This is a genomic window from Terriglobia bacterium (assembly GCA_035712365.1).
Lineage (GTDB): Bacteria > Acidobacteriota > Terriglobia > UBA7540 > UBA7540 > SCRD01.
This window is the reverse complement of sequence record DASTAW010000041.1, coordinates 59,708-85,451: the sequence shown is the minus strand read 5'-3', so window position 1 is coordinate 85,451 and position 25,744 is coordinate 59,708. Positions and strand designations below refer to the sequence as shown.

Below are 25,744 nucleotides of genomic sequence, written 5' to 3'. Positions count from 1 at the left end.
GCCGTTCCGCGCCCCCGCGAAGCGGAAGATTGTGCTGCCCGCAACCGTCTTTGAGTTCCAGCCGGAATATATTCTGGGCGCGCGTATCTTCAGGTCATTCCGCAGGGTAGCCAGCGTGGCCGTGGGAGCGCTCGATGCCGGCGCGCTGGCGCCTGTTCTGGGCCGTCCCAACTTCGTGAAGATGGACGAAGTTGCTCGAAAAGCGCGCGGCGTGGCAAGCGCTCTCGGCACGGAGAGGGGGCCATTCGGTCTGTTGCTGCCCGACGCGGCGGTGCGCGTGAGCATTCTGGAATTTCAGACGCTGCCCTCCGACCACAAGGAGCAGGCGTCGCTGGTGCGGTGGAAGATGAAGCCTTTGCTGCCCTTTCCGCTGGAAGAGGCCCGCCTCAGCTTCGAGGTTGCGCCAAAAGAGCCGGAAGGTCTGGAAGCGGTGGTTATGGCTGTGCGCAAGCCGGTGCTGGCGGAGTATGAATCCGTTCTAAACACTCTGAATGGCGATGTTAATCTGGTGCTGCCGGCCACGGCGGCGCTGCTGCCCCTGCTCAACGAAAACGCCGAGGGGGGCGAAATGCTGCTGAGCGTTTCCCCCAGCTACCTGACGGCGGTTGTCGCCAAAGGCGGGCAAATCCGGCTGTGGAGAAACCAGCCGATGCATGGAAAATCACTGGACGGCGAGTTGGAGGCGGTTGCCGAGGAGGCCACTCGGACCCTGGCTGCTTCGGTTGACCACCTCAAGCTCGAAATCAGCCGGGTCTCGATCTGCGCGCGCCCGGCTGTGCCCCGGACTTGGATCACTGACCTTGAAAAGAGACTGGGACGGAAGGTTGGCAGCGTCGTTTCGCACGGCCTGCCCGTCCGAATGAAACTTACGGAAGAAGAAGGACAGATTTTTAATGAGTTCGGCGCCACGGTCTCGGGACTGCTGGTGAATGCAGCTTAATCATGAAAGTTTATTTCAATCTTGCCGTTGCTTCTGAACGCCGTGAGCGCTATGCGCTTGCCTGGGCCGTTCCCACGCTGGTCATAGCTCTGCTTGTGCTGCTCTGGTTTGCGGGTTCATCCCTCCGTTATATCGGCCGGGCGCACCGGGCGGAAAAGTCGCTCGCGGGCCTCGAGACGCAGGAAGCCGCCTTGAGATCAAAGGAAGCGGACCTGCGCCGCCAGCTTGACCGCCCTGAGTACAGGACCCTGGTCCAGAAGACCGAATTCGTAAATGAATTGATCAGCCAAAGGCAGTTTTCGCTTACGGACCTCACATCGAAGGTCAGCAGCTTGCTGCCTCCTGCCGCCCGCCTGAGTGGCCTTGCCCTTGCCTCCGCATCGGCGGAGAAGCCGGAAGTGCAGTTTGTCGTAATGGGAAAGGACACGCAGGCCATTGAAACGTTCCTGTCCAACCTGGAAGGGTCGAAGGACTTCAGTGATGTGCTCATCAAGAGCCAGGGTGTTCGGGGCGGAAGCGGCGGCGGCCCGCAGGAAATGGCATTGGTCTGTACGGCAAAATACGTTGGATTAGCATCGCCATCAGGCAACTGATTTCAGCATGAGAAGAGAGCGTCGAAAGAAAATCTTCCGGATTCTTGAAACCGCCGCCGTCGCGGTGGTCGCCATAGACCTGGCCGTCTACTTTGGAGTGGTCCGGCCGCAGCGGGCAAGCGCCCTCCAGGCTGAGGATGCCTACAATCAAACATTGCGGCGGTTGCAACTCGAGAAGGCCAATGTGGCGCGACTCGAAAAGTTTCAGGCAGACCTCCCCGCCGCGAACGTCAAGCTGAAGGATTATCTCAGTGACCATGTTCCGTCGCGGCAGCGGGTTTTTTCAGACGCTTTGCGCCTGGTCACGGCGCTCACCGTGAAGAGCGGCGTACAACTGGACAATGTCAGCTATAAGCTGAGCTCGGCAAAGGGCGAACCGTTTGATCAACTGGGCCTGGATGTCTCGGTGGAAGGCCCGTTTTCAAATCTGCTGAATTTTGCGCATTCGCTCGAAACAACGGACGACCTTATTCTGGTCAGAAACTTCTCATTCGCGGCAGGGCAGGGAAGCACGGTCAATCTGCGGGTTGGCGGGGTCCTCTATTTGACGCCATGAAGAACCGTAAGAACGTCGAAAAGATCGGAATTGCCGCCCTGGCAGTGCTCTGCGTGTTTCTGGTTTTCAAGCTGATCTCGGAATTCAGGGGCAATCCTGCCGAAGGCGCGCAATCAGTCACAGCCGGTTCCGCGCAGGTCCCGAAGCCCACGCCGCAAACGGACACCGCCAGGAAGGCAACCGCTTCCCAAAAATCCGCTTCCCCAATGCAAGTGCGGCCGCTGGACGAGTACCGGCCGAAAGCGCTCCCGGACCTCAGCCGCAATCCTTTTAATTTCGGCGCGCCGCCGCTCACCCCTGCTCAGAAAGCCACGCAGGCCGCCCGGGCCGCTGGCGGTGGCGCCATGACGGCCAGCACAACCGCGGGGCCGCCGCCCATCCCGTTGCGGGCCATCGGGTACTCCGAAAGAGGCGGCGCGGGGCCGGAAGCCTATCTGATGGATAATGACGAGGTTTACGTCGTCCACGATGGCGATCTTCTCTCGAACCGGTTCAGAATCCTCAAGATTACTTCGACTAACGTTGAGGTCCAGGACGGAGCTTCAGGTGAAAAAGCTCAATTGCCCATCCCGGTGGTCCAGTAGGCCGCGCGTCCGGCGCCCGCGCAGGGACGGCCCGGAAGCGGGCTATATCCTGCTGATCGTGATGATGATGGCCACGCTGCTGCTCATCTCTCTGGCGGCGGCGCTGCCCAGCATTTATGTTGAGGGCCAGCGGGAGAAGGAAAAGGAGCTGATCTTTCGCGGCGAACAGTATGCCCGCGCCATTATACTTTTCCATGAGCAGTTCAAGCGTTATCCCACCTCGGTGAAGGAACTTCTCCACACCAACAACCTCAGCTTTTTGCGCCAGGCTTACCCGGACCCCATGACACGCAGCGGCAAGTGGCGCTTTATCCATGCCACGGCCTCCGGTGTAATCCTCGATTCCAAGGTCCTTGCGCCGCCCGGCAAGCAGCAGAACAAGCCGCTGGGCGACAACAACGGCAGCACAGGTTCGCAGCCTGAATCTACCGGGACGCAAATCAACCCCCAGACGGGCCAGGGAAGTTCTCAACAGGGCGGCTTCAGCATGGGAAGCTTTTCCCTGCCAAACTCCGGGCAGAATTCCACCCCGGGCCAGCAGTCACCCAATAACTCTTCATTTTTTGGCCAGAACCAGATCATGGGGGCCTTCATCGTCGGCGTTGCCAGCACCAGCAACCACCAGTCAATCGCCACTTTCGACAAGCGCACCGAATACGACCTATGGGAATTTTTGGGCATCCCGGGCGCTCCCGGCGCACCCATCAGGGCGGGCGCAGGCGCTATTCCCGTCATTGGAGGGCAGCCCGGACAATCTCAACCGCCCGGGAACGGACCGCAGCCGAATTCAGACGGAGGGTTCCACCTCAATCCCAGCCAGCCCGGCCAGCCCTCCCAGCCCGGCTCGATGTTTGGCGGCAATTCCAATCAGTGACGGCGTGCCCTGGCGCCGCAAAGGGAAAAAGGACAGTCCCCAAAATTTAAGGGCTATTGTGATGCCACGATCTTCCTTCCCCGGGAGTTCGGATCTTCAACTCCGACACTTGTCAGACTCCGCGATCCAGCGGGCTTCAGCCGCTGAAGCAATCATCGGCAAAATCTACAGTGCTGACCCGCCGCCGCTCCTGACTTCTGGCTTCTGATTCCTGACTTCCAGCCCCTCCCCTCCCGCCGATTTTGCTTGACTTAGTAGGCTAGCTGTGGTAGCCTTGTTCAACAGCGAAGGTTTAGGCGCAGGATCAGGGAATGAAACGCGGTGTTTGTAGCGCACGATCCATGGTTGGCCCGGCGGTTTTCGCAGTGGCGGGTGACGAATGCGTGTCAGTAACGCGCGAATTTTTGCAGTCCTCAAAAAGCCATTTTTCGCGCTGGTTTTGAGGCAAATGGGACAAAAAAACACGTTTTTTGAAAAACGAACCGGAGAGGTTGTTGAAAACAAAGGAAAATTGCCAAAAAACGAACCGGAAACGAACCTAAAACAAAGCGGAGAAGTTATTGAAAACACGTAGCTGTGGAAAAAACAAACCGGAACGAACCGGAAAACGAAGCGGGCCATGTTATTGAAAACATTAGATCGTCAATCCGACCTCTCATGCTTAATTCAACCTTCAGCAGCGCCGCCTGCAACCCTGAGCACGCCCTTGGGGAACATCCATTCAGGTTCCCCTGCCACCCGAGCCCATGGGTATCGAGTCAATGATTGAGGCCATGCTGGCGCTGCTGGCTTGACGCTCCGATATAATACTTTGGGCCAGAGCGCCGGCGGGGGGCTATCAAGACAGGCTTCGCTTACGCCAGGGAGCTGATGATAAGCGTCTCTGGCTGCCTGGCGTGCGAGCGGGAAACTATGAGATCCAGCGGAAGGGTTGGGCTTGCGGGAGCGGTCCTCCTGGCCTTAGCGGCTGCGGGATGCGGTGGCGGCAGCGGCGATAACAACGGTTCGACAAGCCCGCCTCCGTCGAACGTGAGCGTCACTATCTCGCCTGCCAGCTCAACCGTGGGTTATGGCGCCGCCCAGCAGTTCAAGGCGACAGTGGCCGGCGCCGGAAACACCGCCGTCACCTGGAGCGTATCCAGTTCCGCCGGCAGTAGCAGCAGCCAGATTGGCTCCGTTTCGAGTTCCGGGCTTTATAGCGCTCCAGCGGCCGCCGCAGTATCCGCAGCATCCGCCGCCCAGCTTGTTACGGTCAACGCCGGAAGCAACCTCCAGAACACTGATGTCACGGTGCCGGCCCTGAACTCTGTCGATTCGGTAACCGTGACCGCCACCAGCCAGGCCGAGAGCTTGAAGTCGGCATCCGCTACCGTAACGCTTACCGGACTGTCGATCCTGGCCGTCGGCCAGTGTACGCAGACCACGGCGACCCAACTGAGCTGTTCGGCTGGCAGCACGGGGACTGAGATTTCGCAAGGCCAGACCGTCTTCCTGTTCGTTGCGGGTTTCGGAATCCGACCCGGCACGGAATACTGCATCAGCGGCAGCGGCGCCGACTGTACAAGCGGAAGTGGGACCGATGTGGTGGTTACCCCGCCTCTCGACGGTCAGTTCCAAACGACGAATGATGGCACCCCTGCGGTCTATTTCCAGGTTGCCGTACTTCCTGGAGCGGCGCCAGGGCCACGAAACCTGGTGGTGAGAAATTCGGGCAATGAATTTACTTCCTTTGCCGGCGCAGTGGACATTACACCTTGAGTGAAATCTTATGAAGCTTCGGGCGATGCCTCTTGCCGTCGTATTGGTTTTCTGGCTGGCGCCGCAGGCCGGCGCGACATCGCTGGTGCGGATGAGTCTGCGCCAGCTTGTGCAGGCATCCAGCGTCATCGTGCAGGGCGAAGTCATCGCTCAGACAGCTCGTGTGAATACCAGCCACACCCGCATCATGACCTACACCACCGTGCAGGTTGAGAAGGCCCTTAAGGGGCAGCCTCCCGCGACGATTATTATCGAGCAACCGGGCGGGACAGTCGGCAACGTTCACGTACACGTGCCCGGATCGGCATCTTTAAGGCCCCAGACGCAATACGTCCTGTTTCTGGAACCGGTGACGGGCAGCAACGAGACTTTCCACACCGTGGGCATGATGCAGGGCGCTTTTCGAGTTTATCGGGAAAGAAACCGGGCAGAGCTTCACGTAAATCTCCCGCTCGGCGCGCTCACCACCGGGAGCGAGGCCGCGACACTGAGCCAGTCTCCTTCCCTTGGGGAATTCCAGATGACGATTTCGAGCGCCATTGCAGCGCCGATCCTCATCCCCGTCGGGACCTTGTTGCCAGTGGTCATCGTCTCGACCGAGTTTCAGGGCGCGGGGCAGGCTGTCGTCGTGGCCAGGACAACTTCTGACCTGTTTCCCAGCAAAGCGTTGGTCATCCCCGCCGGCAGCCAGGTGGTTGGCAATGCGCAGCGCGCAGGGACGAAATGGGTAATCTACTGGAATTCCGTTTCCCTGCGCGGCAGCCAGGCCCATCTCTCTGCCGTCAGCGAGGTCCCGGAAGCGGAAGGCCTGAAGGGCCAGTCCATGATGATTCAGACGAGGTGAAATCAATGAGTCTGGAACAAGGTGCACGTCGAATAAGACGGATAGCGGCATGCGCAGCGGCCGCAGCCGCGATGTTTTCCGCCGTCCTGCTATTCGGCTATAACCCGTTTCAGGACAACCTTGGCACAGTGACCGCGCCCGTTCCCGTTGTGGCCCGCTGGAATTCCATGCCTCTGGCCTGGATGCTGAACCCCGATACGCCTAAGAGCAACGTCGCGACGCCGGGCTGCTCACCCACCTCCGGCTCCGCCACCTGCATTCAGCAATCGCTTACAGCAGGTTTCACCACGTGGACAAATGCCACGGTTGCCGGGCAGGACCTGACCACTGTGTCCGCGCAATTTGCGGGGACGTCCACGCTGACCATGCCTGTTTTCAACGACTGCAAGAACGTGATTGGGTTTTCCGACACGACGAGCAGCGATTTCTCGACCGGGACGATCGCCTTTACAGAGGTTGCAACCGTTACGCGGCAGCCCGGAACATCCGGGCCCTTCCAGTACCAGTGCAACGGCGGGACAGCCAAGGTATGCAACTTTGATGATTGCATCGGGGGCGCCGACATGGAATTCAATCCCAGCGTGAACTTCACGACCTCGCTCACGCCACCTTCGGGAACTTTCAGCCTGCAATCGGTGGCGACTCACGAGGAGGGCCACATGCTGGGTCTCGACCACAGCGGGATTGGCCACACCGTGATGTTTCCCTACGGCGATTCCACTGCCGCAGGCCAGCAGACGCAACTTGCAGCCGACGACGCCATCGGGATTTCTTTCCTCTACCCCAGCGCCAATTTTGCCACGGCGACGGGAGTCGTTTCCGGACACGTTACCCTGAGCGGGTCCGGTATTTTTGGCGCGCATGTGGTGGCCGTCGATGCCAATACCGGCAATGCCGTGATCGATGGCCTGACGACGCCGAATGGGACGTATACGCTGACTGGAGTTCCTCCGGGACTTTACTACGTTCTGGCCCTGCCCCTGGCCGGCAATTCGGATTCCGGTGTGCTGTCCATTGACAACTTTTCCGGGTGGGAGTGTGGGTATGCTGATTCGGGATGTAAAAATGCGCCCCAGAATCTCACCAGCTACACGGGCCGCTACCATTAGCCTGTTACGGGATGATCGTGTCGACTGTGGTGGAACGACCCCAACACCGGCAAGAGTGCCGGCGCTACGGAGCGAACGTAGCACAGCCACTCCTGGCTGTGGGTGCGGGATAAGTAGCACAGCCACTCCTGGCCTTAAACGGAGGGACGGGGATCACGGCAGATTCGGCCGGCAAACGCGCGGGGGTGCTCCCAGGCGCTTATAACCCGCCCGTCACTTCAACGACCTGCCCGGAAACGTAATTCGCGAGCGGCGAGGCCAGGAAGAAGACGACTCCAGCCGCCTCCTCCGGAGTTCCCGGACGGCCCATGGGGATGGCATGGATGGCCGCTTCGCGCATCCTGGCGGGGATGCCGAGCTTGATTTCATCATGCTGCCATTGAATGCTCTCACCGTCCTCTTTCGGGGCCGTCAGGCGGGTGTCAATCAGGCCGAACGCTGCGGCGTTCACCTGGATATTCACGGGTCCCCACTCGCGCGCCAGGGTCCGGGTGAGGCCGACGATGCCCGCCTTGGCCGCGGCATAGTTAGCCTGGCCAAAATTGCCCCGCGTGCCGGAAGTGGAACTGATGTTGACCACTTTTCTGGCGCGGGCGGCTCCGCGCTCTGCGATCTCCTGTTTGGCGGCTTCGCGCATCGCTGCTCCGAGCACGCGGAGGATCCTGAAGGTCGCAGTGAGGTGGATATCAATCACCGAGTGCCACTGCTCATCAGACATCTTGTGAATCGCTCCATCCCAGGTGATCCCGGCGTTGTTGACCAGGATGTCAGGAATGCCGAAGACCTCGAACGAGGCTTCGAGGAGGTCTTCCGGAAATCCCGGTGCGGTCACCTCCCCCGCAAACGGCTGCGCAGCGCCGCCGGCACGACGAATGCTTTCAACCGCCCGCGCCAGTTGTTGTTCATCCATATCATTCAACACGACGCGGGCGCCTTCGCGCGCAAACAAGTCCGCCGTGGCGCGCCCAATCCCGCGGGCGGCCCCCGTCACGACCGCAATTCGGCCTTCCAGCCACCTGGACATGCCTCTACCTCTTCATCCGGTTCAGGACCGTCTGAATTGGATACCGTGGATGAAAAACTTAATCGGGGCGGTCGGTCGCGCGAGTTGCGCGCCGGTGCTGGGCCAGGACCGCCAGCATGGAACTGCGCTCCATCTTTTCACAGTGGACCGTGCAGATCGACATATCGGCAAGCGAGTGGATACAATCGTGGATCCGGCACTGGTAGCGTAGAATCGTTGCGGGGTCGGCTTCGGCGCGGTACGCCCACGACCAGTCGGAGACCCATCGCACCATCGATCCATTCCGGCGGATGATCGGCCGCTTGCAGGGGTCCATTTTGGCGAAGCGGGAGAGACAATCGGGGGCGGTCAAAAACACCAGGCGGCTGTTTCGGATAAGGGTCTCAGGGCGCAGCCCGTGCTCACCCAGGATTCGAGCAAGCTCCTTGAGCCACGCGGGTCCCGCCAGCACTACGATTTGCTGGCCAATTTCAATGCCGCCCACCACAAACTGTATGATCTCACGAGGGCCAGGTTTCTTTCTTATTAATAAGCGGCAAGAATTGGCCGAAGGTTCTGGTCGTAATTCAGCGCCCATTCGTACAATCCCTAATACATCTATGATGCTGTAAAACCAGCCCCGCTGTCAATGCGGTTTTCAGCGAGACCGGCAAGGTTTCCGCTATTTTTCACTGGATTGGTGCCGTTCGAGCAGGTCAAGCGTCAACGGCACCGTGGCCTGGTTGGTGGCCATTGTGGGGCAGGCGGCCGCCACTCAAATCCAGCCGACCTGTCTCGCCCCACCGGCAATATCATGGAGAATGCTTTTATTCCCGAAGGAAACGCCCCGGATTCACGGGCGTGCCGTGGATTCGAACTTCGTAGTGGAGATGAGGCCCCGTCGTTCGGCCGCTCATGCCGATTGCGCCGATGATCTCCCCCTGCTTGACCTCTTCTCCAACCACTACGAAAATCCTGCTGAGGTGGGCATAGAGAGTGGTGATGCCGTCGCCGTGGTCAACCATAATGCTTCTGCCGTAGCCTGCGTCGGGCTCAGCCTCAATCACCAGGCCGTCGCCGGTCGCCACGATGTCCGTACCGAAACCGTCAGCAATATCCACGCCTGGATGGAAGGCATCCTCACCGCTGAAGGGATCCATCCTCTGGCCGAATCCGGCGGTCAGTCTTCCCCGGACTGGCCAGATCGCCGGGATGGCGTCCGGGTCATCGATCATGCCGGGGAACGCGCTGGCGCTGATTCTGCCGCCTGTGCCGTTGAGGCTCACAGTCCTGATGGCGTTCAATGCGTACAGCGTGTTGTAGGCGTTGGCCGCGCCGGTGACGCTGGATTGCCGGGCGAGGTTCAGCAGATCAGGCGCAATTTGCTGGTGGGATCCATTTCGGAACCCGTAGGTCACCGCCACCTCGGCGGCAAGTGTTTGAAGCGAGTTCAGTTTGACATTGGCGCGGCTGACTTTGCTTTCAAGAGTTTGGAATTGCTGCTTCAACGACTCGCGCTCGCTCCGGACGGCGTTGTAGTTCGACACTTTGATCAGCATTCGCGCGTAACTGGTAGCCAGTCCGGCCAGCATCATAACACCAACAACGCTGAGGACAAGGACTATGGGGACAATATAGAAAGGAAGTTGAATTTTTCGGACTCTACCATGGGCGCCGGACGTGATGAGGAGAGTGTAGAACTTGTTGTTCATGCGCGTGAAACACCACTAGCCTTTCGTAGAATCTTGGGCGCCTTCCCACATCCCTTTTTTGAAGGGCAGCGTCCCCAAAGGCCGTCCAGGAGAGCAACTGCCTCATTCTATTTGGCTGAGGGCAGGCTTGTCAACCGCGTAAGAACATGTAAGACAGGCAACCTACGCGGCTTTCAGCCAATTGTCAACTACTTTCGACTTTTCATAGGCTTGGTGGACTAATAATCGTAACCGTTCCTCGGCGTTTCTTTGTCGATAAACCGCAAGCGCACCGCGATAGATGGTGGCCAGTTGGGTCTCCGGCAGCGGCAGACCTTCTGGTCCCGTGGCGTTCAGAATCCAACATGGCCTGGGCGCCAATACAGCAACCTGGTCGGGCAGGTCGAAGTGCTTCAGGATTCCGTAGAGGAACCAGGCCAGTTCGAGCGAGTAAGTCATTGCCTCCACCAATGATCGGTATGTAGCGGTAATAGAATCAAGCATTAAGGATGATATACGATCGTCCAGAGCTGCGGCCATCAGCAAGGCAATGGCTCCGCCCTGCTCTCCAAGCCCGTGGATCCGAGTACGATCGACGTCCGGTCTCGATTCCAGATAATCGAGGCAGCGGAGGCAGTCCCAAACGCGCTGTCCGAGGACTGGTTTGCCGAGCGTGAAGCCTGCCCACGCGTAATCCTCCTGAAGATTGTCCCCATGGTAAAAAACCGGGCCTGCGGCTGCGGGTCGAGGAATGGAGAAACCGAGACCCCGTAAATCGACTGAACAGACTGCAAATCCCTTCTGTGCCAGGCGAACCAACTCTCCTTCCTCTTCGGGAGAATCTTCCTTACCTCTCTCGGACACGTGAAGGATGGTGGGAACCGGACCGGGGGCTTGAACGGGTTTAAGAAACCAACCGGTCACTCGAATGGCCGGTTCCGATCGGAAAACGACCTCCTCGATTTGCACGCCCTTGCGCGAGTGGGAAGTGAGTGTGACGGAATCGAGCTGGCTTTTTTCCGAAGGCAGGGCGAGCAGGCTCCGAAGTGTGTTCCTGGCGTTCTGACGGAAAGCCTCGGCGTCGCTGAGTGTGCTTGCTGGGGAATTGGCCGGGGCTATTTCATTGAGCCGATCGGAGTTCAGTTGCACCACCGTGCGTCCGCCCAGGGAGGTGAGTACTTGTCCCGTGGTTGTGCAGTCCAATTCGCTCGGAGCTGCCTCATCAAATTCCGCTTCTTCGGTTCCCCAATCCTCCTGACCGAGCCAGCGGTTGAACCATCCATAAGCGGCCTGGCGGCTGAAAAAGTCATAATCGTGTGGCAGCGAGGTCGCGAAAAGGCCGGCCTTTTCGGCCGCCCCAAGGATTTGATAGGCAGCTTGGACTTCCTGGTAGACTTCCTTTGTCCCTTCGATGTAGGTTGGCGAATAAGTGGCCCCGCGATCGATCGGCGTATAGATCATGAGCAGGGGTTTGGGGGCAAAAGCCAGCAGAAGGTCTCCGCGGTCAATGCCTTCAGGCAGGCTGAAGATCAAGTTCTGCTCTGCGTCGGCCACCGCGCCAGGCGGCGCGTAGGAGGGTCCGGCGAGGTCCTCAGAGTTTCCATCGACTTCCACGGCGACCCTGACTCTCGGCTCAAGCGCGCAGAGATACATTGTCATAGTAGCGCCGCCGGATTGGCCGGTCAGCCCGATCTTGTTGGGATCAACTTCGGGGCGCGAAAGAAGGTAATCGAGGGCCCTGATGGCATCCCACGCGCGATACTGCGCGAAAGTTGAACCGAAAAGCAGCATGGGGCGTCCGGCCTGTGAATGCTCACCGGTCGGGCCGTAGAGGGGTTTTCCGGTTCGCGGGTCAAGATACTGGTATCGCTCGCCCTGGCCGAAAGGATCGAAAGCCAGCACCATGTACCCCTTTCGCGCCAAAGTCTGGTACACATACGCGTAGTTGCGGTATGCCTTCCCGTTCGTCGTATGCCCGAGGGGCGCAAGAACTGCCGGGAAGGGCCCCTTGCGGCCACTTGGAATGTACAGATTGGAAGTGACATAAACTCCAGGGTGGCTTTCAAAAATAACCTTTTCGACCCGATATGCTCCGCGATCAATGGTTCCGGTAATGCGCGGGTTCAAAGGAGTCTTTTCAAAAGGGCCGCCAATAAGTTTCCAGACCGTGGAGCGGACCCTCTCAATGCGGGCGTGGACATCGGCCTCGCTGCGCAGTGCCCGAAGTTGCGCCAGCCGCTGCGCGCGCGCTTCGTTCATATGGGAAATCATGTACTCCGGCCAGTCATTCCAATAGTCACGCCCGGCCTCGCCAGGCGCCTGTGAAGCTGCTGGCCCGCTCATGGGCCCGGCGACGGCGGCGGGGCCCTCCAAACCGGCAAGGGGCAATGTTAGCCCCAGCAGGTTGGACTGAATAAACTTCCGGCGCGTGATCATAAGGGTCCTCCAGGTAGTCAGAAGCCGGGCATCCGGGTGTGCGACGAGCCAGACAGCTCATGGCAGACCACGGTTTTTTGCGCGCAAACCGTGCCTCAAACGAAGCGGCTGGGAAGCAAGCCTGAATGTATACTACAGCGGAGATGAACTTTCAATCGGAAGGCGAATTTGTGCGGTGGCTTCGCAGCCTGGCTTCAGCAAAGTCGCCGCTGGTCAGAATGGGCATCGGTGATGACGCGGCCCTGGTCCGGGTCAGAAGTGGCCGTGATTTGGTCCTGACGGCTGATCTCTCGATCGAGGATGTCCATTTCACCACCGGCCTGCATCCGGCCAGATCCATTGGCCACCGCGCGCTCGCGCGCTCTCTGAGCGACATTGCAGCCATGGGAGGTATCCCGCGGTTTGCGCTGATTTCCGTGGCCTTTCCGCGTTCTGTTTCGCGGGCCTGGATTGGAGAATTCTACCGAGGGGTGCTGGACCTTGCTGCGCGTTACCACGTGGAACTGATTGGCGGCGACACATCGGTTGTGAACCAGACGGCGATGGTCGACGTGGTGCTCACGGGTGAACTCGCTCGCGGAAGGGGACTGCTGCGTTCCGGAGCGCGTCCCGGTGACCTGATCTTTGTCAGCGGCAGACTGGGGCAATCAGCCCACGGGCTCGAGATTTTGAAGCGGCAAGCAAGACACCACAAGCAGGCCCGAAGATCCCAACGGGAGAATTCGGAAGCCGCGACCGCCGTGAAAGCTCACCTTTACCCGGAGCCGCGCTGCGAGCTCGGGCATTGGCTTCAGCAAAGCGGCATCCCCTCGGCGATGATGGACATCAGTGACGGGCTTTCAACGGATCTGGGACGCCTTTGCGAGGCCAGCAGAACCGGCGCAAAGATCGACGCCTGGCGCATCCCTCGGCTGTCCGCAATTTCACCGACACGCTCCCTGGCGCTTGCTCTCAACGGGGGCGAGGACTACGAATTGCTCTTCGCAGTTCCGAAGGTGAGGCTGGCGAAGGTACCGCGAAGGCAGTGTGGCGTTCCGCTCCACTGTATCGGCAGGATCTGCCGCTCACGAGAACTCCTGTTGGTGCACGAAAACGGGGGCGCCTCGCCTTTTGCGCCAGCAGGCTATGACCATTTCTCAAAGTGACGTCGCACTGAGTACAGCGGTACCAGACAGGAGGTTAGGAAGCTAGTTGGCATGTGTCGCGGGCGGCGGGTCGGGAGTTATCAAGGCCGGGGGCCGAGGGGCCGGGAATGGATTGGCAACTGGTCTGGCCGTGGCCGGGACCTGCTGGATGGAGGACACGGGTCGTGACTCCGAGAGGCTTGCTGCAAACGCGCTGAGATTCGAATCACCGGCCAGCACATTGCCCGATCCTGCGCTGGCCAGAATTTGCTGCACCTGTTCTGGAGTTGACAGCAGCGGCGAGCCCGGAAATCGCTCCACCGGCTTATCCTTGAGGACTTGGGCCATGAAGTCCGACCAGATGGGCAGTGCGACGCGTGAGCCTTCCTCCCCGCGCCCCAAGGGACGATGATCATCAAATCCAACCCAGACGCCTGCGGTGATTGAGGGCGAAAATCCCATAAACCAGGCGTCCGTAAAGTCGTTGGTGGTCCCGGTCTTGCCTGCCAGGTCATACTTCATCGCCAGCGGTCTGCTGGCAATTGCCGTTCCTGAATTGAAAACCTCTCGCAGCATCGAAGTTTCGATGCGCGCAATTCCGGCGGGCAACACATCGCTCACCTGGGGAGGGAATTCGTCGATCACCCGGCCGTTGTAATCGGTAACCCGGAGAATTTCACGCGGGGCGATGTGAACGCCGTCGTCGGGAAAAGTTGAAAAGGCCGAAGTGTGTTCCAGGAGCGTCAGGTCAGAAGCACCGAGAGCCAGGGGCAGGTTGGGAACGAGCCGCGATTCTATACCGAACCTGCGGCAAAGCTTAATGACATTATCGATGCCTACCTTGGCAAGCAGCTTAACCGCCGGGACGTTTTTTGACAGCGCCAGCGCGTGCAGCAGCGACATGCTCCCGTCAAACTTACCGTCATAGTTGTGGGGCGCCCACAGGCCGGCTGCGCTGGGGAAAGTCACTGGAGTATCCATGATGGTATCGAAAGGCCCAATGCCGTCCAGCAGGGCCTGCGCGTAGACGTATACTTTGAACGATGATCCTACCTGGCGGTAAGCCTGTACCGCCCGGTTAAACTGGCTTTCTTCGTAGTCGTAGCCGCCCACCATCGCCTTAATTTCGCCCGTCGAGTTGTTGATGGCCAGTATTGCGCCTTGAACGTCAGGCGTCTGGTCAAGCGTGGCGTGGGCGGTGGCGCCCTTAGCTTCCTCGATCTTGAACAAGTCCACATCGCCCGGGCTGAACACCTGGCGAGGGTCCGTCCGCCGTGTCCATTTGAAATCGGCAGGTTTGATCTGCGCCGTCAGGTTGGCAAATCGCACCTCCGCATAGCGCGGATTGACAGACATGACAATCCCGTGAATCAGGTTGCCCGCCTCCAGCGGGTCAGACCAGTCGGGGTCCTCAAAGCTCTTGAGAGTTGCCTGCCCGCCGCCTGACAGTCGGACAGGGCTTTTCAAAATGTTGCGCTCTGGACCTCGCCATCCACGCCGCTTATCGTCAGCACGCAACCCATTCCTGAGGCACTCCTGGGCCGCACGCTGCATGGGGATGTTGAGGGTCGTGTAAACTCGCAGACCCTTCTGCTGTACCGCCTCCAGTCCATACTTCTTCTGGAGAAACTGCCGGATGTCCTCAACGAAATAAGGAGCGATGTTCTCATGCCAGCTTCGCACGTGCAGGTCCAGAGGCATTTTGATGGCCGCCTGATACTCAGGCTTGCTGATTTTGTCATTGCTCAGCATGGCCTTCAACACTTCATTACGGCGAAACAGCGCATAGCGCGGATGAAGAATCGGCCAGTAGATGGGACCGCGGGCCATGCCGGCAAGAACGGCAGCCTCCGGAAGCGTGAGCTGCTGCAGGCTTTTCCCAAAGTAGAACTCAGCAGCCGCAGCGAAACCGTAGTTCCCGTAACCCATGGGAACCTGGTTCGCATACATGGTAAAAATTTGCGGCTTTGTAAACCGGCGTTCAATTTGAATGGCCAGCAGAGCTTCCTGGATCTTACGCCGAGGGCTTTTTTCGGGGGTCAGGAAGAGCATGCGGGCCAATTGCTGTGTCAAGGTGCTGGCGCCCTGAGCGTAGCGCAACTCCAGAATGTCCGTGATTGCAGCCCGGACCGTTCTGAAAACGTCGATCCCCCAGTGACTCTCGAAATTACGATCTTCGACGGAAATAACGGCGTTGCGCATGAGAGGAGGAATCTGGTCGTAGGTCACCAGCACGCGGTGTTGCATCGCAAAGCGCGCGATGGGCGTGCCGTCATCAGCAAAAACTTCCGTCATGACGTCAGGCCGGTAATCCTCGAGCTGTCGAACCTGCGGCAGGTCAGACGAATAGACGAAGAGAAGTCCCCCCAGAACGCCGGCTCCGGCGGCGAGAACCACCAGAATGACTAGAACGACCTGGCCAAGGAACCTTCGACTTCCCAGCAGCGGTGCTACGCCCCCGGGAATGCGGGTCTTCGGAGGCTGCGGTTGGCGACCATCCATAGGGGTGCTTGCCTCAACACCCAATTCTAGGGCCACTCCTGAGGCCAGTCAAACGAAGATGCAGCACAGCCTTTTCGTTCCGCGGACGTGCCGCCCTTGGCCATCGCGCAGCACGCCCGTGGCAATACCGGGCATCAGGAGGCGGGGGAAACCATTTTGCGGCAGATGCGGATTAGCCTTGCGTGCGGAATCTGGGACGGTGAGGAAAGCATCACGACTTCACCCTGCCGGAAACTGCTGTAGTACCACCGGGCGAACAGGGTCAGATGCTCCCAGGAAGATGCGCCGGGCAAATCTTCTGCATGGCTGAGCAGGCCATCAAATAGCTGGCGAAAACGTTCGTCGAGCGAAAGCGGCGAAGAGACGTTCTCTCCCAGTTCGAGATAGCCGGGCCCGTGCAGCTTGCCCGAGCACATCAGAAAAAAGCAAACGGTCCTGGGCAGGGCGGCGGGCAAAACGAGGGCCGCGTGAAGTTGGTTTACGTTCCGGACCGGCTCCGGCCTAAGTGTTAATGCGTCGCGGATTCTTTCAACTTTGCGATGCAGTTGCGCGGCATGCTCGAAGTCGAGATTATCGGAAGCCTGGTCTCGTTGGGCCTGCAGGCCACGCGTCAACGACTGGCCCTCGCCGTCCAGGACCTCGATGACGCGTTCCACTTCCTTCTGGTACTCCCCGTCGCTGCAACCCTGGAAGCACGGGGCCATGCACATGTGCATCTGCGAGTAGATGCATCCGGGATGGGCGGGATCGGGAACGAGGTCCTCAACGCAACGGCGGATCTTGAACAGATCGAGAAATTCTCCCGCAAACCGTTCGGCGCCCGCACGGGAAGGGAATGGACCGTAATAGAGCGAGCCGTCGTTTGCGATGCGCCGGGTGGGGTAGAGGCGCGGAAACCGGTTTCGGAGATTGAGCTTGAGCATCGCCGGGGCCTTCAACCTCAAGCGCGCACGGTATTGGCGCGGATAATAGTCGCGATTAAGTTCGTAGATTAGCCACTGCATCTCGAAACCCGACCCGGCATATTGATATTCGATCCGGCGGGTGATTTCTCGAAGATTCAAGAACCTGGAATTGCCTTCAGGTTTTCGCAGAAGCCGTGTCAGCCGCCGTTGCAGGTCGCGGCTGCGGCCTATGTACGGCGCAGCGCCAGGCCCAGCGCTCGAATCCGCAAAGAGCGCAAACACGCCGGGCCGGCGTTCGAATTGCTCGAAAAACGGACCGCCTTCCGCACTGGCGTCGAACTCCAGCGAGTTTTCAAGTCGCATGATTCTTACCGGCACTTGAACCGATTTTAAGTTGCGAGCAAAAGCCGGTCAAGGCCGGTCAGCCTTCGGCGATGGCCGGCGCCGATGCGCTGGGATGCTTGCCGAAAGGAACATCTGGCTGTGGCTCGGAACAGATTCGGAGGTCCTGAGATACGGCTGGAAATTCGGGAGCGCGCGCACGGCCCGGCCGAGACCTATCTTTGGAAATGGCCGGCCAGCTTGTCATAGGTCGAGGTAAGGTCCTCCGGCTCAACGCGTGTTTCTCCCACCACGGTCATAAAATTTGAATCCCCGATCCATCGCGGGAGGATGTGCAGATGGACGTGGTGCTCGACGCCGGCCCCCGCGCAACGTCCCATGTTCAACCCCAGGTTATAACCTTCCGGACGGTAGACATCCTTGAGTGCTTGCTGGAACTGCTGGGCCAGCGTCATCATCTCTGCCAGTATTTCAGACCGGACATCAACCAGCTCCGCCACATGGGTATAGGGAACAATCATCGCGTGACCCACCGTATAGGGGTAAAGGTTCAGCATGACAAAGTTCGAACGGCCCCGGTAAAGGACGAGGTGCTCCCTGTCGCCTGCGGGGTCGGCAGATGCCCTTTCGCAGAAGATACACTCCTGGTTCCGGGCTCCCGCGCTGACGTACTGAAACCGCCACGGGGTCCACAAATAGTCCATTGATCTAGACCTGCTGCTGGAAGAGTTACTCAACAGGAAAGGACGGCTTGGAAGGCGCCTCGCTCGCCGGCTGCTCTGCCGTCGAAGCTGCTGGAATCGGCTGTGGCGCTTCGTGGCCACTGTTGACCAGGTCCTTCAACTCTTTGCTGGGCTTAAAGTATGGGATATCTTTGGCGGGAACCTCCACGCGCTCGCCGGTCTTCGGATTTCTTCCCACCCGAGAGTTCCGGTGCCGCGTCCTGAAGCTTCCAAACCCGCGAATTTCAATCTTATCTCCGCCGCGCAGGGACTTGACGATACCCTCGAAAATGGTATCGACGATCACCTCAGAATCCTTGCGGCTCAATTCTGTCTTTCGAGCAACGTCTTCGATCAAGTCAGCTTTGGTCATGCTCGACTCCTCAGGCTAAAATTTTGACCCGGGCATCCCCAACCGGCGGCTATCGGTCCCCTCCGGAGGGGTTTCACCACCGGTTACTTCTAGTGCGAATTACTTCGATCCCCCGATGCGCTCGCGCGCGCCATGGCGGGGGTCGTGATACCCGCAGAAGAGAACGCTTCGGCCATTCTGGAAAGCCCTACGGGTTCGGGAGCTTTCTCCCGCTCGCGGGTTGGTTTCCAGTTTTCGGCCCTCAGACTCAGGCTGATCTTTTTTTCTTCCGGATTCAGCCGGACGACACGAAACTCCAGCTCATCACCAACTTTGGGTATTCCTGCATCGTTGCCACGATGGCTGTTTTCGATTTCCGAAACGTGACAAAGCCCTTCGATGCCTTCTTCGATTTCGGCAAAGACCCCGAAAGAAGTCCGCCGCGTGACTTTGGCCCGCACCGTGTCACCCACGCTGGTTTTGGCAAAGAAACTTTCCCAGGCGTCGGGCTGGAGCTGTTTCAGCCCCAGCGAAAGGCGCCGGTTTTCCGTGTCCACGTTCAGAACAACGGCCTCAATTTCCTGGCCCTTGCGCAGCATTTCGGAAGGATGTTTCACATTCCGCGTCCAGGAAAGATTCGAAACGTGGACCAGTCCGTCCACGCCTTCTTCCACTTCGATAAAAGCCCCGAAGTCCGTAAAATGCCGGACGCGGCCCTTGACCACGGTCCCCGCGCCCATTCGCTCGCTGAGGCCTTCCCAGGGATCGGGCAACGCTTGCCGCAGGCTCAGTGATATTCGCCGCTGCTCGGGATTAATATCCAGGATGGCCACTTCTGCCATGTCGCCGGGCTTCAAAATCTTCGAAGGGTGTCGCAGCCGCCTGGTCCAGCTCATTTCGGAGATGTGGATCAACCCCTCGACTCCCGGCTGTAGTTCCACGAAGGCGCCGTAATCGGTCACAGTTACAACTTTCCCGGTGACGTGGTCGCCAACGTGAAACTGCGAAGTGGCAGCTTCCCATGGGTCAGGCGCCAGTTGTTTCATCCCCAGAGAAACCCGCTCCTTCTCCCGGTCAAATTTGAGGACTTTCACTTCCACTTCCTGCCCTGGCTGCACCACCTCAGAAGGATGCGCCACACGCGTCCATGAAATGTCGGTCATGTGCAGCAGGCCGTCGATGCCTCCGAGGTCCACGAACGCTCCATAATCCGTCAGGTTTTTCACGCGGCCTTTCAGGACCGCACCTTCAACAAGGTGTTCCAGCAGCAGGGCCTTTCTCTGGTTATTTTCTTCCTCCAGAGCTTTTCGGCGGCTGACCACAACATTGTCGCGTTTGCGATTCAGCTTGATGACTTTGCAATCGATTTCCTGGCCTATCCACTCGTCGAGCGTTGGATGGGGTTTCAGGTCAGCCTGCGAGGCCGGCATAAAAGCATGGACACCGATGTTGACTTCGAGGCCGCCTTTGACCCGCTGGACCACGCGCCCGTGAATGGGCTTTTCTTCATAGAAGGCGCGTTCAATTTCTTCCCACAAATCTTCCTGAACTGCCCTGCGGCGCGACACCACTGCCGTTCCTGTCAGCTCATCGAACTTTTCAACCATGACTCTGACGGTCTGGCCGGGTTCAGCATTGATTTCGCCATCCGCGGCTGCGAACTCGATGCGGGGGATGACGGCTTCGAATTTCAAGCCCAGGTCAACCACCACTTCCTCGCCGGTGATATTCACAATATGGCCCTGGACGATCTCGCCTACGGAAAGAGTGGGAGCCGCTTCCATGCTCTCCATCAGGCCCTCTACCTCGGCCATTCCAAGCATTTGGTCCTCGGGTTCGGCATCGGCCGCAGACAGTTCAAGATCGTGTCCCGTACTGGCGGCAAGGGTTGGCGCTTCGGCTTCAGACGCCGATGGATGGCCGTTTTCAGCGGGTGCAGTTATGTCCGCCGCCCCGGCATCAGGCGCGGCTTCGTACTTGACGGAAGAATTGCTGGCACCGTTGCCATCATTCACCGCCAGTGCTTGCAGATCGTCTTCTTTGGGTTGGGCCTGGAGCGGGTTGTCGGCAGATTCAGCCGTATCCCTGCGCACAGCAGCCTCCCCGCCGCTCTGCGCCTCCGGTGAGGCAATGAACTCACCCGAGTTGAGGTCTTTCTCTTGGGACGACATTGACTTACCTCCCTGCCCATGCCCCGACGCAACTCCGACTGAGACTGTATTTTACCGTCCCCCGAAAAGCGAAGTCAAACCAAGTTACTGCAACTGTTTACTGCTCAGCTTTATTCAGTCTCGAACCGGACGCCTTTCTGTTTGATGCCTTTGCGGTAATCATCCGACTTGATTTCAACCACCTTGCACATCTCATAGAGCCGCGACGAAAGCGTGGGGCCCAACTGCGCCAGCGAGCGGTCCACATCCGGGATAGGATCGCCGGATGGCGCGCGGACTTCCCGCCGCTTTGAATTCCCGGATGCAAGTGTTGTGGTGATCAGTGTAACTCTTTTTTCGTTGTACCGCGAATTGACGATGTGAGTAAGGGTCTCGCGGACCCAATCAGTGGGGTCAAAGGCGCCCAGATCGTCCAGCATCAGTACTTCCACGTCCAGAACCGGTCCCAGCACTCGCATTTCAGAAGTGTGCGAAACCGGATTGTAGCTGTCCCGGATGTCCTTCAGCAGTTTGAGAAAGTCATAATACAGGCACGGAACGCCTTTCTTTTCCATCAGGCCGCGCAACACTGCGACGCCCAGGTGGGTCTTGCCCACGCCTGTAGGTCCCACGAACAACAAGCCGAAGTCCGTGGGATATTCCTGCACCAGTTTTTTCGAATACATCCTGGCAGCGTCCAGGCTGGGATTAGGCTCGCGTGTGCGCGAGTCCTTGCGGACGTCAAAATTTTCCAAATTGCAGTGCTCGTACCGGCGCGGGATTTGGGCCGATTTCAGCAACGAATCGTAACGTTGAGACTTTTCGCACTCGCACCGCGCCACACGCCTGACTCCGTCGGTCTCGACCGGCCTCCAGCCGGTCCCTTCGCAGTGAGGGCAGTCTTTTCTGGCCATTGAATAACCTTTAGCCGATTCTAAATCACTTGGGGGAAAACCGGAAGGGAATAAGACCTGGGGCGTGGTTAAAGTTCCGGACCCGGCTTGGCGCTGAAGGCTTCGTCGCGGGTTGCACAGCAAGGCTTTCGTTTCAGCGGCGCATCCGGATCAGGTAAGGCGGGATGACCCGGACAAGCGCGTTCTGCATCTCTTCGGGGGGCTCGCCGGTTCGGGTGATAACTTCCTTCTCCACATATTTGACGAACTCCTGCATTTCTTTTCCCATTTCCTCCATGCGTTTTCGCATGTTCAAAATGATTTCCACACCTGCCAGGTTGACGCCCAGGTCACGGGTCAGGCTCAGAATGGTTTCGAGCGCCTCCAGGTCCTCACCAGTATAAAAACGCGTGTTGCCTTCACTCCGCGAAGGAATCAGCAGACCTTCGCGCTCGTAAAGGCGCAGCGTCTGCGGATGGATGCTATACATTTCCGCCACGGCGCTGATCATGTAGCCTGCTTTGCCCCGGGGTTTTCTGCCTCGTTTTGCCATGAATTTTTCAGACTGCCCGCATCCGGGCAGCCCGCCTCTACATCGGGACCTTGAAGTACTTCCGCAAGTCGCTGCGAAGATCTGACGGATTCAGCCGGTCAAGTTCTTTCAGGATTTCCTTGCTGCGCTCGTCGGCCACTCGCGGGATCTTGATCTCAACTTCCACGAACTGATCGCCGCGCTGACTCGCCCGCAGCGAGGGCGCGCCTTTCCCGCGGATGCGGAGCTTTTGTCCGCCCTGAGTGCCGGGAGGAATCCGAATGGTCGTGGGCCCGTCGATGGTTGGCACCTCAACTTTTGTGCCCAGCGCGGCCTCGGTGACGCTGATCGGCACCTTGACGTAAAAGTTATCTCCCTTGCGTTCGAAATATGGATGAGGCTCGACGTCGGTCAGAATATACAGGTCGCCCGGCGGTCCGCCGTTAGCGCCAGCGTTGCCCTTTCCCGGTACGCGGACCCGCGATCCCGAGTCGACACCCGGCGGGATTCTCACGTCAAACGTCTCCGGCTTGCGGATATGTCCCGTTCCTTTGCATGAGGGGCAGGGGCTCTGTTGCCGTCCTGTGCCGCCGCACTGCGGACAGGTCGTCGAAAAGCGCATTGCCCCCGCGGTCCGCTGGACTTTTCCGCTGCCGCCGCAGGCCGGGCAGGTCACCGCCGGGCCTGCCTGGGTTCCCTTACCGTTGCAGGCGGCGCAAACTTCTTCCCTGCCGATGGTAATCCGGACCTGGGTTCCTCGTATCGCGTCCCAGAAGCCCAGGTGCATGTGGTGCTCGATGTCTCGCCCGCGAGCCGGCCCCGCCGCGGCTTCCGGGCCTTCGCCTCCGCGCGTGAAAATTTGGGAGAAGATGTCGCGAAAAGTTGAACCAAACCCCGCCGGGCGCTCTTCCTGGGGAGTGAAATCAGAGAAATCGAAGCCGGAGAAATCGACGCGCGGACCATTTTTGGCGTCCTCCACGGGGCCTCTCGCATAAGCCTCGTAAGCGTCGGCTGGAATATTATCGGAGTAGAATCCATACTGATCGTAAATCTTCCGTTTTTTTTCGTCGCTGAGAACGTTGTACGCTTCCTGGATTTCTTTGAATTTTTCTTCCGCCTGCTTATTACCTGGGTTCACATCAGGATGGTGCTTTCTGGCAAGCCGACGGTAAGCTTTCCGGATCTGGTCAGCCTTGGCGGCGCGGTCTACTCCCAAATCGCCATAATAATCCTTCTGTTTGGTTCCCGCCGGCATGCTTATTCCCCTCTGGTAAGGCTGCCCCGCCACGCTGATGACTGCGGCAGTAGCTTTTCTGTGGAAGGAAATTTGATGAAAAATCAGGGGCCAAATGGACTGGCTCAGAGGCTGGAGTTGGACCGGTAGTCTGTCCTGCGCTCCAGCCACGCCTCAGCCGGAAATACCCGCATCAATTCATGCTCGTCTTGAGTATGGGCCCCAAATGGTCGGGGCAGCGGGAGGCAATCCAGGCTTGCAACTGTCGCCGGATTTCTTCCGCCGCGCGGGAATTGAGCATCGGGCTATCGATCTGGACCTCCATGAAATGCCTGGCATGGCAAGTTGGGCACTCGATGTCCACCTGGGCCCGGTGTCCCACAGCCTGTTCCTGCTGTTGTTGTACTTGTTGTTCCATTGGATCGCCCCTTTCCGCCCCTGATCGCCCTTACTTGCTTAGATGCGGCATTTGATATCGTGATTACTTCTTGTTCTTGTCTTCTCCCTCCACAACTTCAGCGTCGATCACTTCACCTCCGTCTCTGGACTTGTCTTCACTGGTTCCGCCGGCCGCGCTGGCCTGCCCTGAACCGGCTTCACCTCCCGGCGGGGGCGGAGCAGACGTGCCAGCCTGCTGCTTGTACATGGCCTCGGCCAGCTTGTGAGATGCCTGGGTCAGCCGTTCTACGGCCGCATTGATGGCTTCCAGCTTGCCTTCCTGAATGGACTTCTTGGCGTCGTCAACCGCCGCCTCGATGTTCCTGGCATCCGCTTCTGAAATCTTGTCGCGGTTGTCCTTCAGTGTTTTCTCCACGGAGTAAACGAGCGAATCGGCCCGGTTTTTCACCTCCACTTCGTCTTTGTAGCGGCGATCTTCATCGGCGTGGAGGTCCGCTTCCTGCTTCATTCGCTCCACCTCGTCCTTGGAAAGGCCGCTGGAAGAGGTGATGGTGATCTTCTGCTCGCGACCAGTGCCGGTGTCTTTCGCAGATACGTTCAGAATTCCGTTAGCGTCGATGTCGAATGTTACTTCAATCTGCGGAATGCCACGCTGCGCAGGGGGAATTCCAACCAACTGGAACTTGCCAAGCGTCCGGTTGTCTTTGGCGCTGGGGCGCTCACCCTGGAGCACGTGGATTTCAACCGATGGCTGGTTGTCCGCCGCTGTCGAGAACGTCTCGGTCTTCCGTGTCGGAATCGTCGTATTGCGTTGAATCAGTGGAGTCATCACTCCGCCCAGAGTTTCAAGGCCCAGCGTCAGAGGAGTCACGTCGAGCAGCAACAGGTCTTTCACCTCGCCGCCCAGCACGCCGGCCTGCACGGCAGCGCCGATGGCCACAACTTCGTCCGGATTGACGCCCTTATGGGGCTCTTTTCCATCGAACAGGTCCTTCACGATCTTCTGGACACGGGGGATACGCGTCGACCCGCCCACCAGCACCACTTCATCGATCTTGCTTGGCTCAACACCGGCATCCTTCAGGGCCTCCTTCACTGGGCCCACCGAACGCTGGAAAATGTCTTCGCACATTTGTTCAAAGCGCGCCCGTGTAAGCTTTAGGCTCAGGTGTTTGGGTCCGGAAGCGTCCGCGGTGATAAACGGCAGATTGATTTCCGTCTCCAGCACCGTGGACAGCTCCATCTTGGCCTTTTCAGCCGCTTCCTTTAGCCTTTGCAGCGCCATGCGGTCCTTCGAGAGATCGATTCCCTGGTCTTTGCGGAACTCCTCCACAATCCAGTCAATCACACGCTTGTCAATGTCGTCGCCGCCCAGATGGGTGTCGCCGTTGGTCGATTTCACCTCAACCACGCCTTCGCCGACCTCGAGGATCGAGATGTCAAATGTTCCGCCGCCAAAGTCGTAAACCGCGATGGTCTCGTCCTTCTTTTTGTCCAGGCCGTATGCCAGCGCAGCCGCCGTCGGCTCGTTTACAATCCGCAGCACGTCAAGGCCGGCAATCTTGCCCGCGTCTTTGGTGGCCTGCCGCTGGCTGTCATTGAAATACGCCGGGACTGTCACCACCGCCTGGGTGACGCTTTCCCCCAGATACTGTTCCGCCGCATCCCGCATTTTTTGCAGGATCATCGCCGAAATTTCCGGCGGAGAATACTCTTTGCCCTGCGCCACCACACGGCAGTCGCCGTTGGTGGCCGCAACCACTTTGTAGGGAACCGTCTTGATCTCATTCTGGATCTCGTTGTAACGGCGCCCCATAAATCGTTTGATCGAATAGACGGTGTTTTCCGGGTTCGTGATTGCCTGGCGTTTGGCCACCTGGCCCACCAGTCGCTCGCCGCTCTTGGTAAACGCCACCACCGACGGTGTCGTGCGGCCACCTTCCGGATTCGTGATGACCTTGGGCTCACCACCCTCCATCACCGCGACGACCGAGTTGGTCGTGCCTAGATCAATGCCTATTATCTTTGCCATCGCTAATGCCTCCGTTGAGGAACTTGAAAGGCCTGGCTAAGTCCTTCAAAAGCCCCACCTATATCTCTACATAGAGCCTTAGATGCAGAGTCCGTAATTTAGTTTCACCATATAATAAAGTCTTAGTGTGCCATTGTCAATGTGGATTTGTAACGGACACGTATCTAAA

Annotated in this window: 24 protein-coding genes; 10 read left to right on the top strand and 14 right to left on the bottom strand. The window is 58.7% G+C overall.

The window, feature by feature from the left end; translation table 11 throughout:
• The first annotated feature begins 31 nt into the window (after positions 1-31).
• From VFQ24_13230 to VFQ24_13190, 9 genes are all read left to right on the top strand, one after another.
• Positions 32-940, top strand: a complete 909-nt coding sequence (locus tag VFQ24_13230; GenBank protein ID HET9179314.1) for a hypothetical protein — start codon at positions 32-34, stop codon at positions 938-940.
• A gap of 2 nt (positions 941-942) precedes the next feature.
• Positions 943-1,533, top strand: a complete 591-nt coding sequence (locus tag VFQ24_13225) for a hypothetical protein (GenBank protein ID HET9179313.1) — start codon at positions 943-945, stop codon at positions 1,531-1,533.
• Positions 1,534-1,540: 7 nt separating this feature from the next.
• Positions 1,541-2,089, top strand: a complete 549-nt coding sequence (pilO, locus tag VFQ24_13220) for a type 4a pilus biogenesis protein PilO (protein HET9179312.1) — start codon at positions 1,541-1,543, stop codon at positions 2,087-2,089.
• On the top strand, positions 2,086-2,673 hold the full coding sequence (locus VFQ24_13215) for a hypothetical protein (GenBank protein HET9179311.1): 588 nt from the start codon (positions 2,086-2,088) through the stop codon (positions 2,671-2,673). The genes pilO and VFQ24_13215 overlap by 4 nt, the downstream gene beginning before the upstream one ends.
• A complete protein-coding gene (locus VFQ24_13210) occupies positions 2,636-3,547 on the top strand; it encodes a hypothetical protein (protein HET9179310.1) in 912 nt (303 codons plus the stop codon). Before VFQ24_13215 ends, VFQ24_13210 begins: the two co-directional genes overlap by 38 nt.
• A 379-nt stretch (positions 3,548-3,926) precedes the next feature.
• Entirely contained in the window at positions 3,927-4,121 is a 195-nt protein-coding gene (locus VFQ24_13205) for a hypothetical protein (GenBank protein ID HET9179309.1), read from the top strand.
• Between the two features lie 338 nt (positions 4,122-4,459).
• Positions 4,460-5,305 (top strand): hypothetical protein, encoded by an 846-nt coding sequence (locus tag VFQ24_13200; protein ID HET9179308.1) that lies wholly within the window; start codon positions 4,460-4,462, stop codon positions 5,303-5,305.
• 10 nt (positions 5,306-5,315) lie between these two features.
• Entirely contained in the window at positions 5,316-6,149 is an 834-nt protein-coding gene (locus VFQ24_13195) for a hypothetical protein (GenBank protein HET9179307.1), read from the top strand.
• A 71-nt stretch (positions 6,150-6,220) separates the two neighbouring features.
• The gene (locus VFQ24_13190; protein HET9179306.1) at positions 6,221-7,258 is read left to right on the top strand and encodes a matrixin family metalloprotease; all 1,038 of its coding nucleotides are present in this window, start codon (positions 6,221-6,223) and stop codon (positions 7,256-7,258) included.
• Positions 7,259-7,457: 199 nt separating this feature from the next.
• Here VFQ24_13190 and VFQ24_13185 read toward each other — a convergent pair whose 3' ends face one another.
• The 4 genes from VFQ24_13185 to VFQ24_13170 form a co-directional block, all read right to left on the bottom strand.
• The gene (locus VFQ24_13185) at positions 7,458-8,282 is read right to left on the bottom strand and encodes an SDR family oxidoreductase (GenBank protein HET9179305.1); all 825 of its coding nucleotides are present in this window, start codon (positions 8,280-8,282) and stop codon (positions 7,458-7,460) included.
• A 58-nt stretch (positions 8,283-8,340) separates the two neighbouring features.
• A complete protein-coding gene (locus tag VFQ24_13180; GenBank protein ID HET9179304.1) occupies positions 8,341-8,859 on the bottom strand; it encodes an MEDS domain-containing protein in 519 nt (172 codons plus the stop codon).
• A 229-nt stretch (positions 8,860-9,088) separates the two neighbouring features.
• The gene (locus VFQ24_13175; protein HET9179303.1) at positions 9,089-9,973 is read right to left on the bottom strand and encodes a M23 family metallopeptidase; all 885 of its coding nucleotides are present in this window, start codon (positions 9,971-9,973) and stop codon (positions 9,089-9,091) included.
• 162 nt (positions 9,974-10,135) lie between these two features.
• Positions 10,136-12,388, bottom strand: a complete 2,253-nt coding sequence (locus VFQ24_13170; protein ID HET9179302.1) for an alpha/beta fold hydrolase — start codon at positions 12,386-12,388, stop codon at positions 10,136-10,138.
• 125 nt (positions 12,389-12,513) lie between these two features.
• Here VFQ24_13170 and thiL point away from each other — a divergent pair, with 125 nt between their 5' ends.
• Positions 12,514-13,533 carry a thiamine-phosphate kinase gene (gene thiL / locus VFQ24_13165; protein ID HET9179301.1) on the top strand — a complete coding sequence of 340 codons (1,020 nt, stop codon included), beginning with the start codon at positions 12,514-12,516 and terminating at the stop codon, positions 13,531-13,533.
• A 42-nt stretch (positions 13,534-13,575) separates the two neighbouring features.
• On the opposite strand, the gene VFQ24_13160 is transcribed toward thiL, so the two are convergent.
• The 10 genes from VFQ24_13160 to dnaK form a co-directional block, all read right to left on the bottom strand.
• Entirely contained in the window at positions 13,576-16,014 is a 2,439-nt protein-coding gene (locus VFQ24_13160; protein ID HET9179300.1) for a PBP1A family penicillin-binding protein, read from the bottom strand.
• Positions 16,015-16,148: 134 nt separating this feature from the next.
• Positions 16,149-17,282: a UvrB/UvrC motif-containing protein gene (locus VFQ24_13155; GenBank protein HET9179299.1), complete on the bottom strand. Its 1,134-nt coding sequence runs from the start codon at positions 17,280-17,282 to the stop codon at positions 16,149-16,151.
• Positions 17,283-17,476: 194 nt separating this feature from the next.
• Positions 17,477-17,965: an HIT domain-containing protein gene (locus VFQ24_13150; protein ID HET9179298.1), complete on the bottom strand. Its 489-nt coding sequence runs from the start codon at positions 17,963-17,965 to the stop codon at positions 17,477-17,479.
• Between the two features lie 25 nt (positions 17,966-17,990).
• Positions 17,991-18,356 (bottom strand): HU family DNA-binding protein, encoded by a 366-nt coding sequence (locus tag VFQ24_13145; protein HET9179297.1) that lies wholly within the window; start codon positions 18,354-18,356, stop codon positions 17,991-17,993.
• Between the two features lie 89 nt (positions 18,357-18,445).
• Positions 18,446-20,506 (bottom strand): 30S ribosomal protein S1, encoded by a 2,061-nt coding sequence (locus tag VFQ24_13140; GenBank protein ID HET9179296.1) that lies wholly within the window; start codon positions 20,504-20,506, stop codon positions 18,446-18,448.
• A 110-nt stretch (positions 20,507-20,616) separates the two neighbouring features.
• Positions 20,617-21,399 carry an ATP-binding protein gene (locus VFQ24_13135; protein ID HET9179295.1) on the bottom strand — a complete coding sequence of 261 codons (783 nt, stop codon included), beginning with the start codon at positions 21,397-21,399 and terminating at the stop codon, positions 20,617-20,619.
• A gap of 133 nt (positions 21,400-21,532) precedes the next feature.
• Entirely contained in the window at positions 21,533-21,931 is a 399-nt protein-coding gene (locus VFQ24_13130) for a helix-turn-helix transcriptional regulator (GenBank protein ID HET9179294.1), read from the bottom strand.
• Between the two features lie 37 nt (positions 21,932-21,968).
• A complete protein-coding gene (dnaJ, locus tag VFQ24_13125; GenBank protein HET9179293.1) occupies positions 21,969-23,165 on the bottom strand; it encodes a molecular chaperone DnaJ in 1,197 nt (398 codons plus the stop codon).
• A gap of 172 nt (positions 23,166-23,337) precedes the next feature.
• Positions 23,338-23,562: a hypothetical protein gene (locus VFQ24_13120; GenBank protein HET9179292.1), complete on the bottom strand. Its 225-nt coding sequence runs from the start codon at positions 23,560-23,562 to the stop codon at positions 23,338-23,340.
• 63 nt (positions 23,563-23,625) lie between these two features.
• Entirely contained in the window at positions 23,626-25,575 is a 1,950-nt protein-coding gene (gene dnaK, locus VFQ24_13115; GenBank protein HET9179291.1) for a molecular chaperone DnaK, read from the bottom strand.
• Positions 25,576-25,744: the final 169 nt, after the last annotated feature.

Bases quoted from the DNA above. Each gene is read 5' to 3' on its own strand.
- VFQ24_13225 (HET9179313.1), top strand. From the start codon at position 943: ATGAAAGTTTATTTCAATCTTGCCGTTGCTTCTGAACGCCGTGAGCGC.
- pilO (HET9179312.1), top strand. From the start codon at position 1,541: ATGAGAAGAGAGCGTCGAAAGAAAATCTTCCGGATTCTTGAAACCGCC.
- VFQ24_13215 (HET9179311.1), top strand. From the start codon at position 2,086: ATGAAGAACCGTAAGAACGTCGAAAAGATCGGAATTGCCGCCCTGGCA.
- VFQ24_13205 (HET9179309.1), top strand. From the start codon at position 3,927: ATGCGTGTCAGTAACGCGCGAATTTTTGCAGTCCTCAAAAAGCCATTT.
- VFQ24_13200 (HET9179308.1), top strand. From the start codon at position 4,460: ATGAGATCCAGCGGAAGGGTTGGGCTTGCGGGAGCGGTCCTCCTGGCC.
- VFQ24_13195 (HET9179307.1), top strand. From the start codon at position 5,316: ATGAAGCTTCGGGCGATGCCTCTTGCCGTCGTATTGGTTTTCTGGCTG.
- VFQ24_13190 (HET9179306.1), top strand. From the start codon at position 6,221: ATGTTTTCCGCCGTCCTGCTATTCGGCTATAACCCGTTTCAGGACAAC.
- VFQ24_13185 (HET9179305.1), bottom strand. From the start codon at position 8,282: ATGTCCAGGTGGCTGGAAGGCCGAATTGCGGTCGTGACGGGGGCCGCC.
- VFQ24_13180 (HET9179304.1), bottom strand. From the start codon at position 8,859: ATGGGCGCTGAATTACGACCAGAACCTTCGGCCAATTCTTGCCGCTTA.
- VFQ24_13175 (HET9179303.1), bottom strand. From the start codon at position 9,973: ATGAACAACAAGTTCTACACTCTCCTCATCACGTCCGGCGCCCATGGT.
- VFQ24_13170 (HET9179302.1), bottom strand. From the start codon at position 12,388: ATGATCACGCGCCGGAAGTTTATTCAGTCCAACCTGCTGGGGCTAACA.
- thiL (HET9179301.1), top strand. From the start codon at position 12,514: ATGTATACTACAGCGGAGATGAACTTTCAATCGGAAGGCGAATTTGTG.
- VFQ24_13160 (HET9179300.1), bottom strand. From the start codon at position 16,014: ATGGATGGTCGCCAACCGCAGCCTCCGAAGACCCGCATTCCCGGGGGC.
- VFQ24_13155 (HET9179299.1), bottom strand. From the start codon at position 17,282: ATGCGACTTGAAAACTCGCTGGAGTTCGACGCCAGTGCGGAAGGCGGT.
- VFQ24_13150 (HET9179298.1), bottom strand. From the start codon at position 17,965: ATGGACTATTTGTGGACCCCGTGGCGGTTTCAGTACGTCAGCGCGGGA.
- VFQ24_13145 (HET9179297.1), bottom strand. From the start codon at position 18,356: ATGACCAAAGCTGACTTGATCGAAGACGTTGCTCGAAAGACAGAATTG.
- VFQ24_13140 (HET9179296.1), bottom strand. From the start codon at position 20,506: ATGTCGTCCCAAGAGAAAGACCTCAACTCGGGTGAGTTCATTGCCTCA.
- VFQ24_13135 (HET9179295.1), bottom strand. From the start codon at position 21,399: ATGGCCAGAAAAGACTGCCCTCACTGCGAAGGGACCGGCTGGAGGCCG.
- VFQ24_13130 (HET9179294.1), bottom strand. From the start codon at position 21,931: ATGGCAAAACGAGGCAGAAAACCCCGGGGCAAAGCAGGCTACATGATC.
- dnaJ (HET9179293.1), bottom strand. From the start codon at position 23,165: ATGCCGGCGGGAACCAAACAGAAGGATTATTATGGCGATTTGGGAGTA.
- VFQ24_13120 (HET9179292.1), bottom strand. From the start codon at position 23,562: ATGGAACAACAAGTACAACAACAGCAGGAACAGGCTGTGGGACACCGG.
- dnaK (HET9179291.1), bottom strand. From the start codon at position 25,575: ATGGCAAAGATAATAGGCATTGATCTAGGCACGACCAACTCGGTCGTC.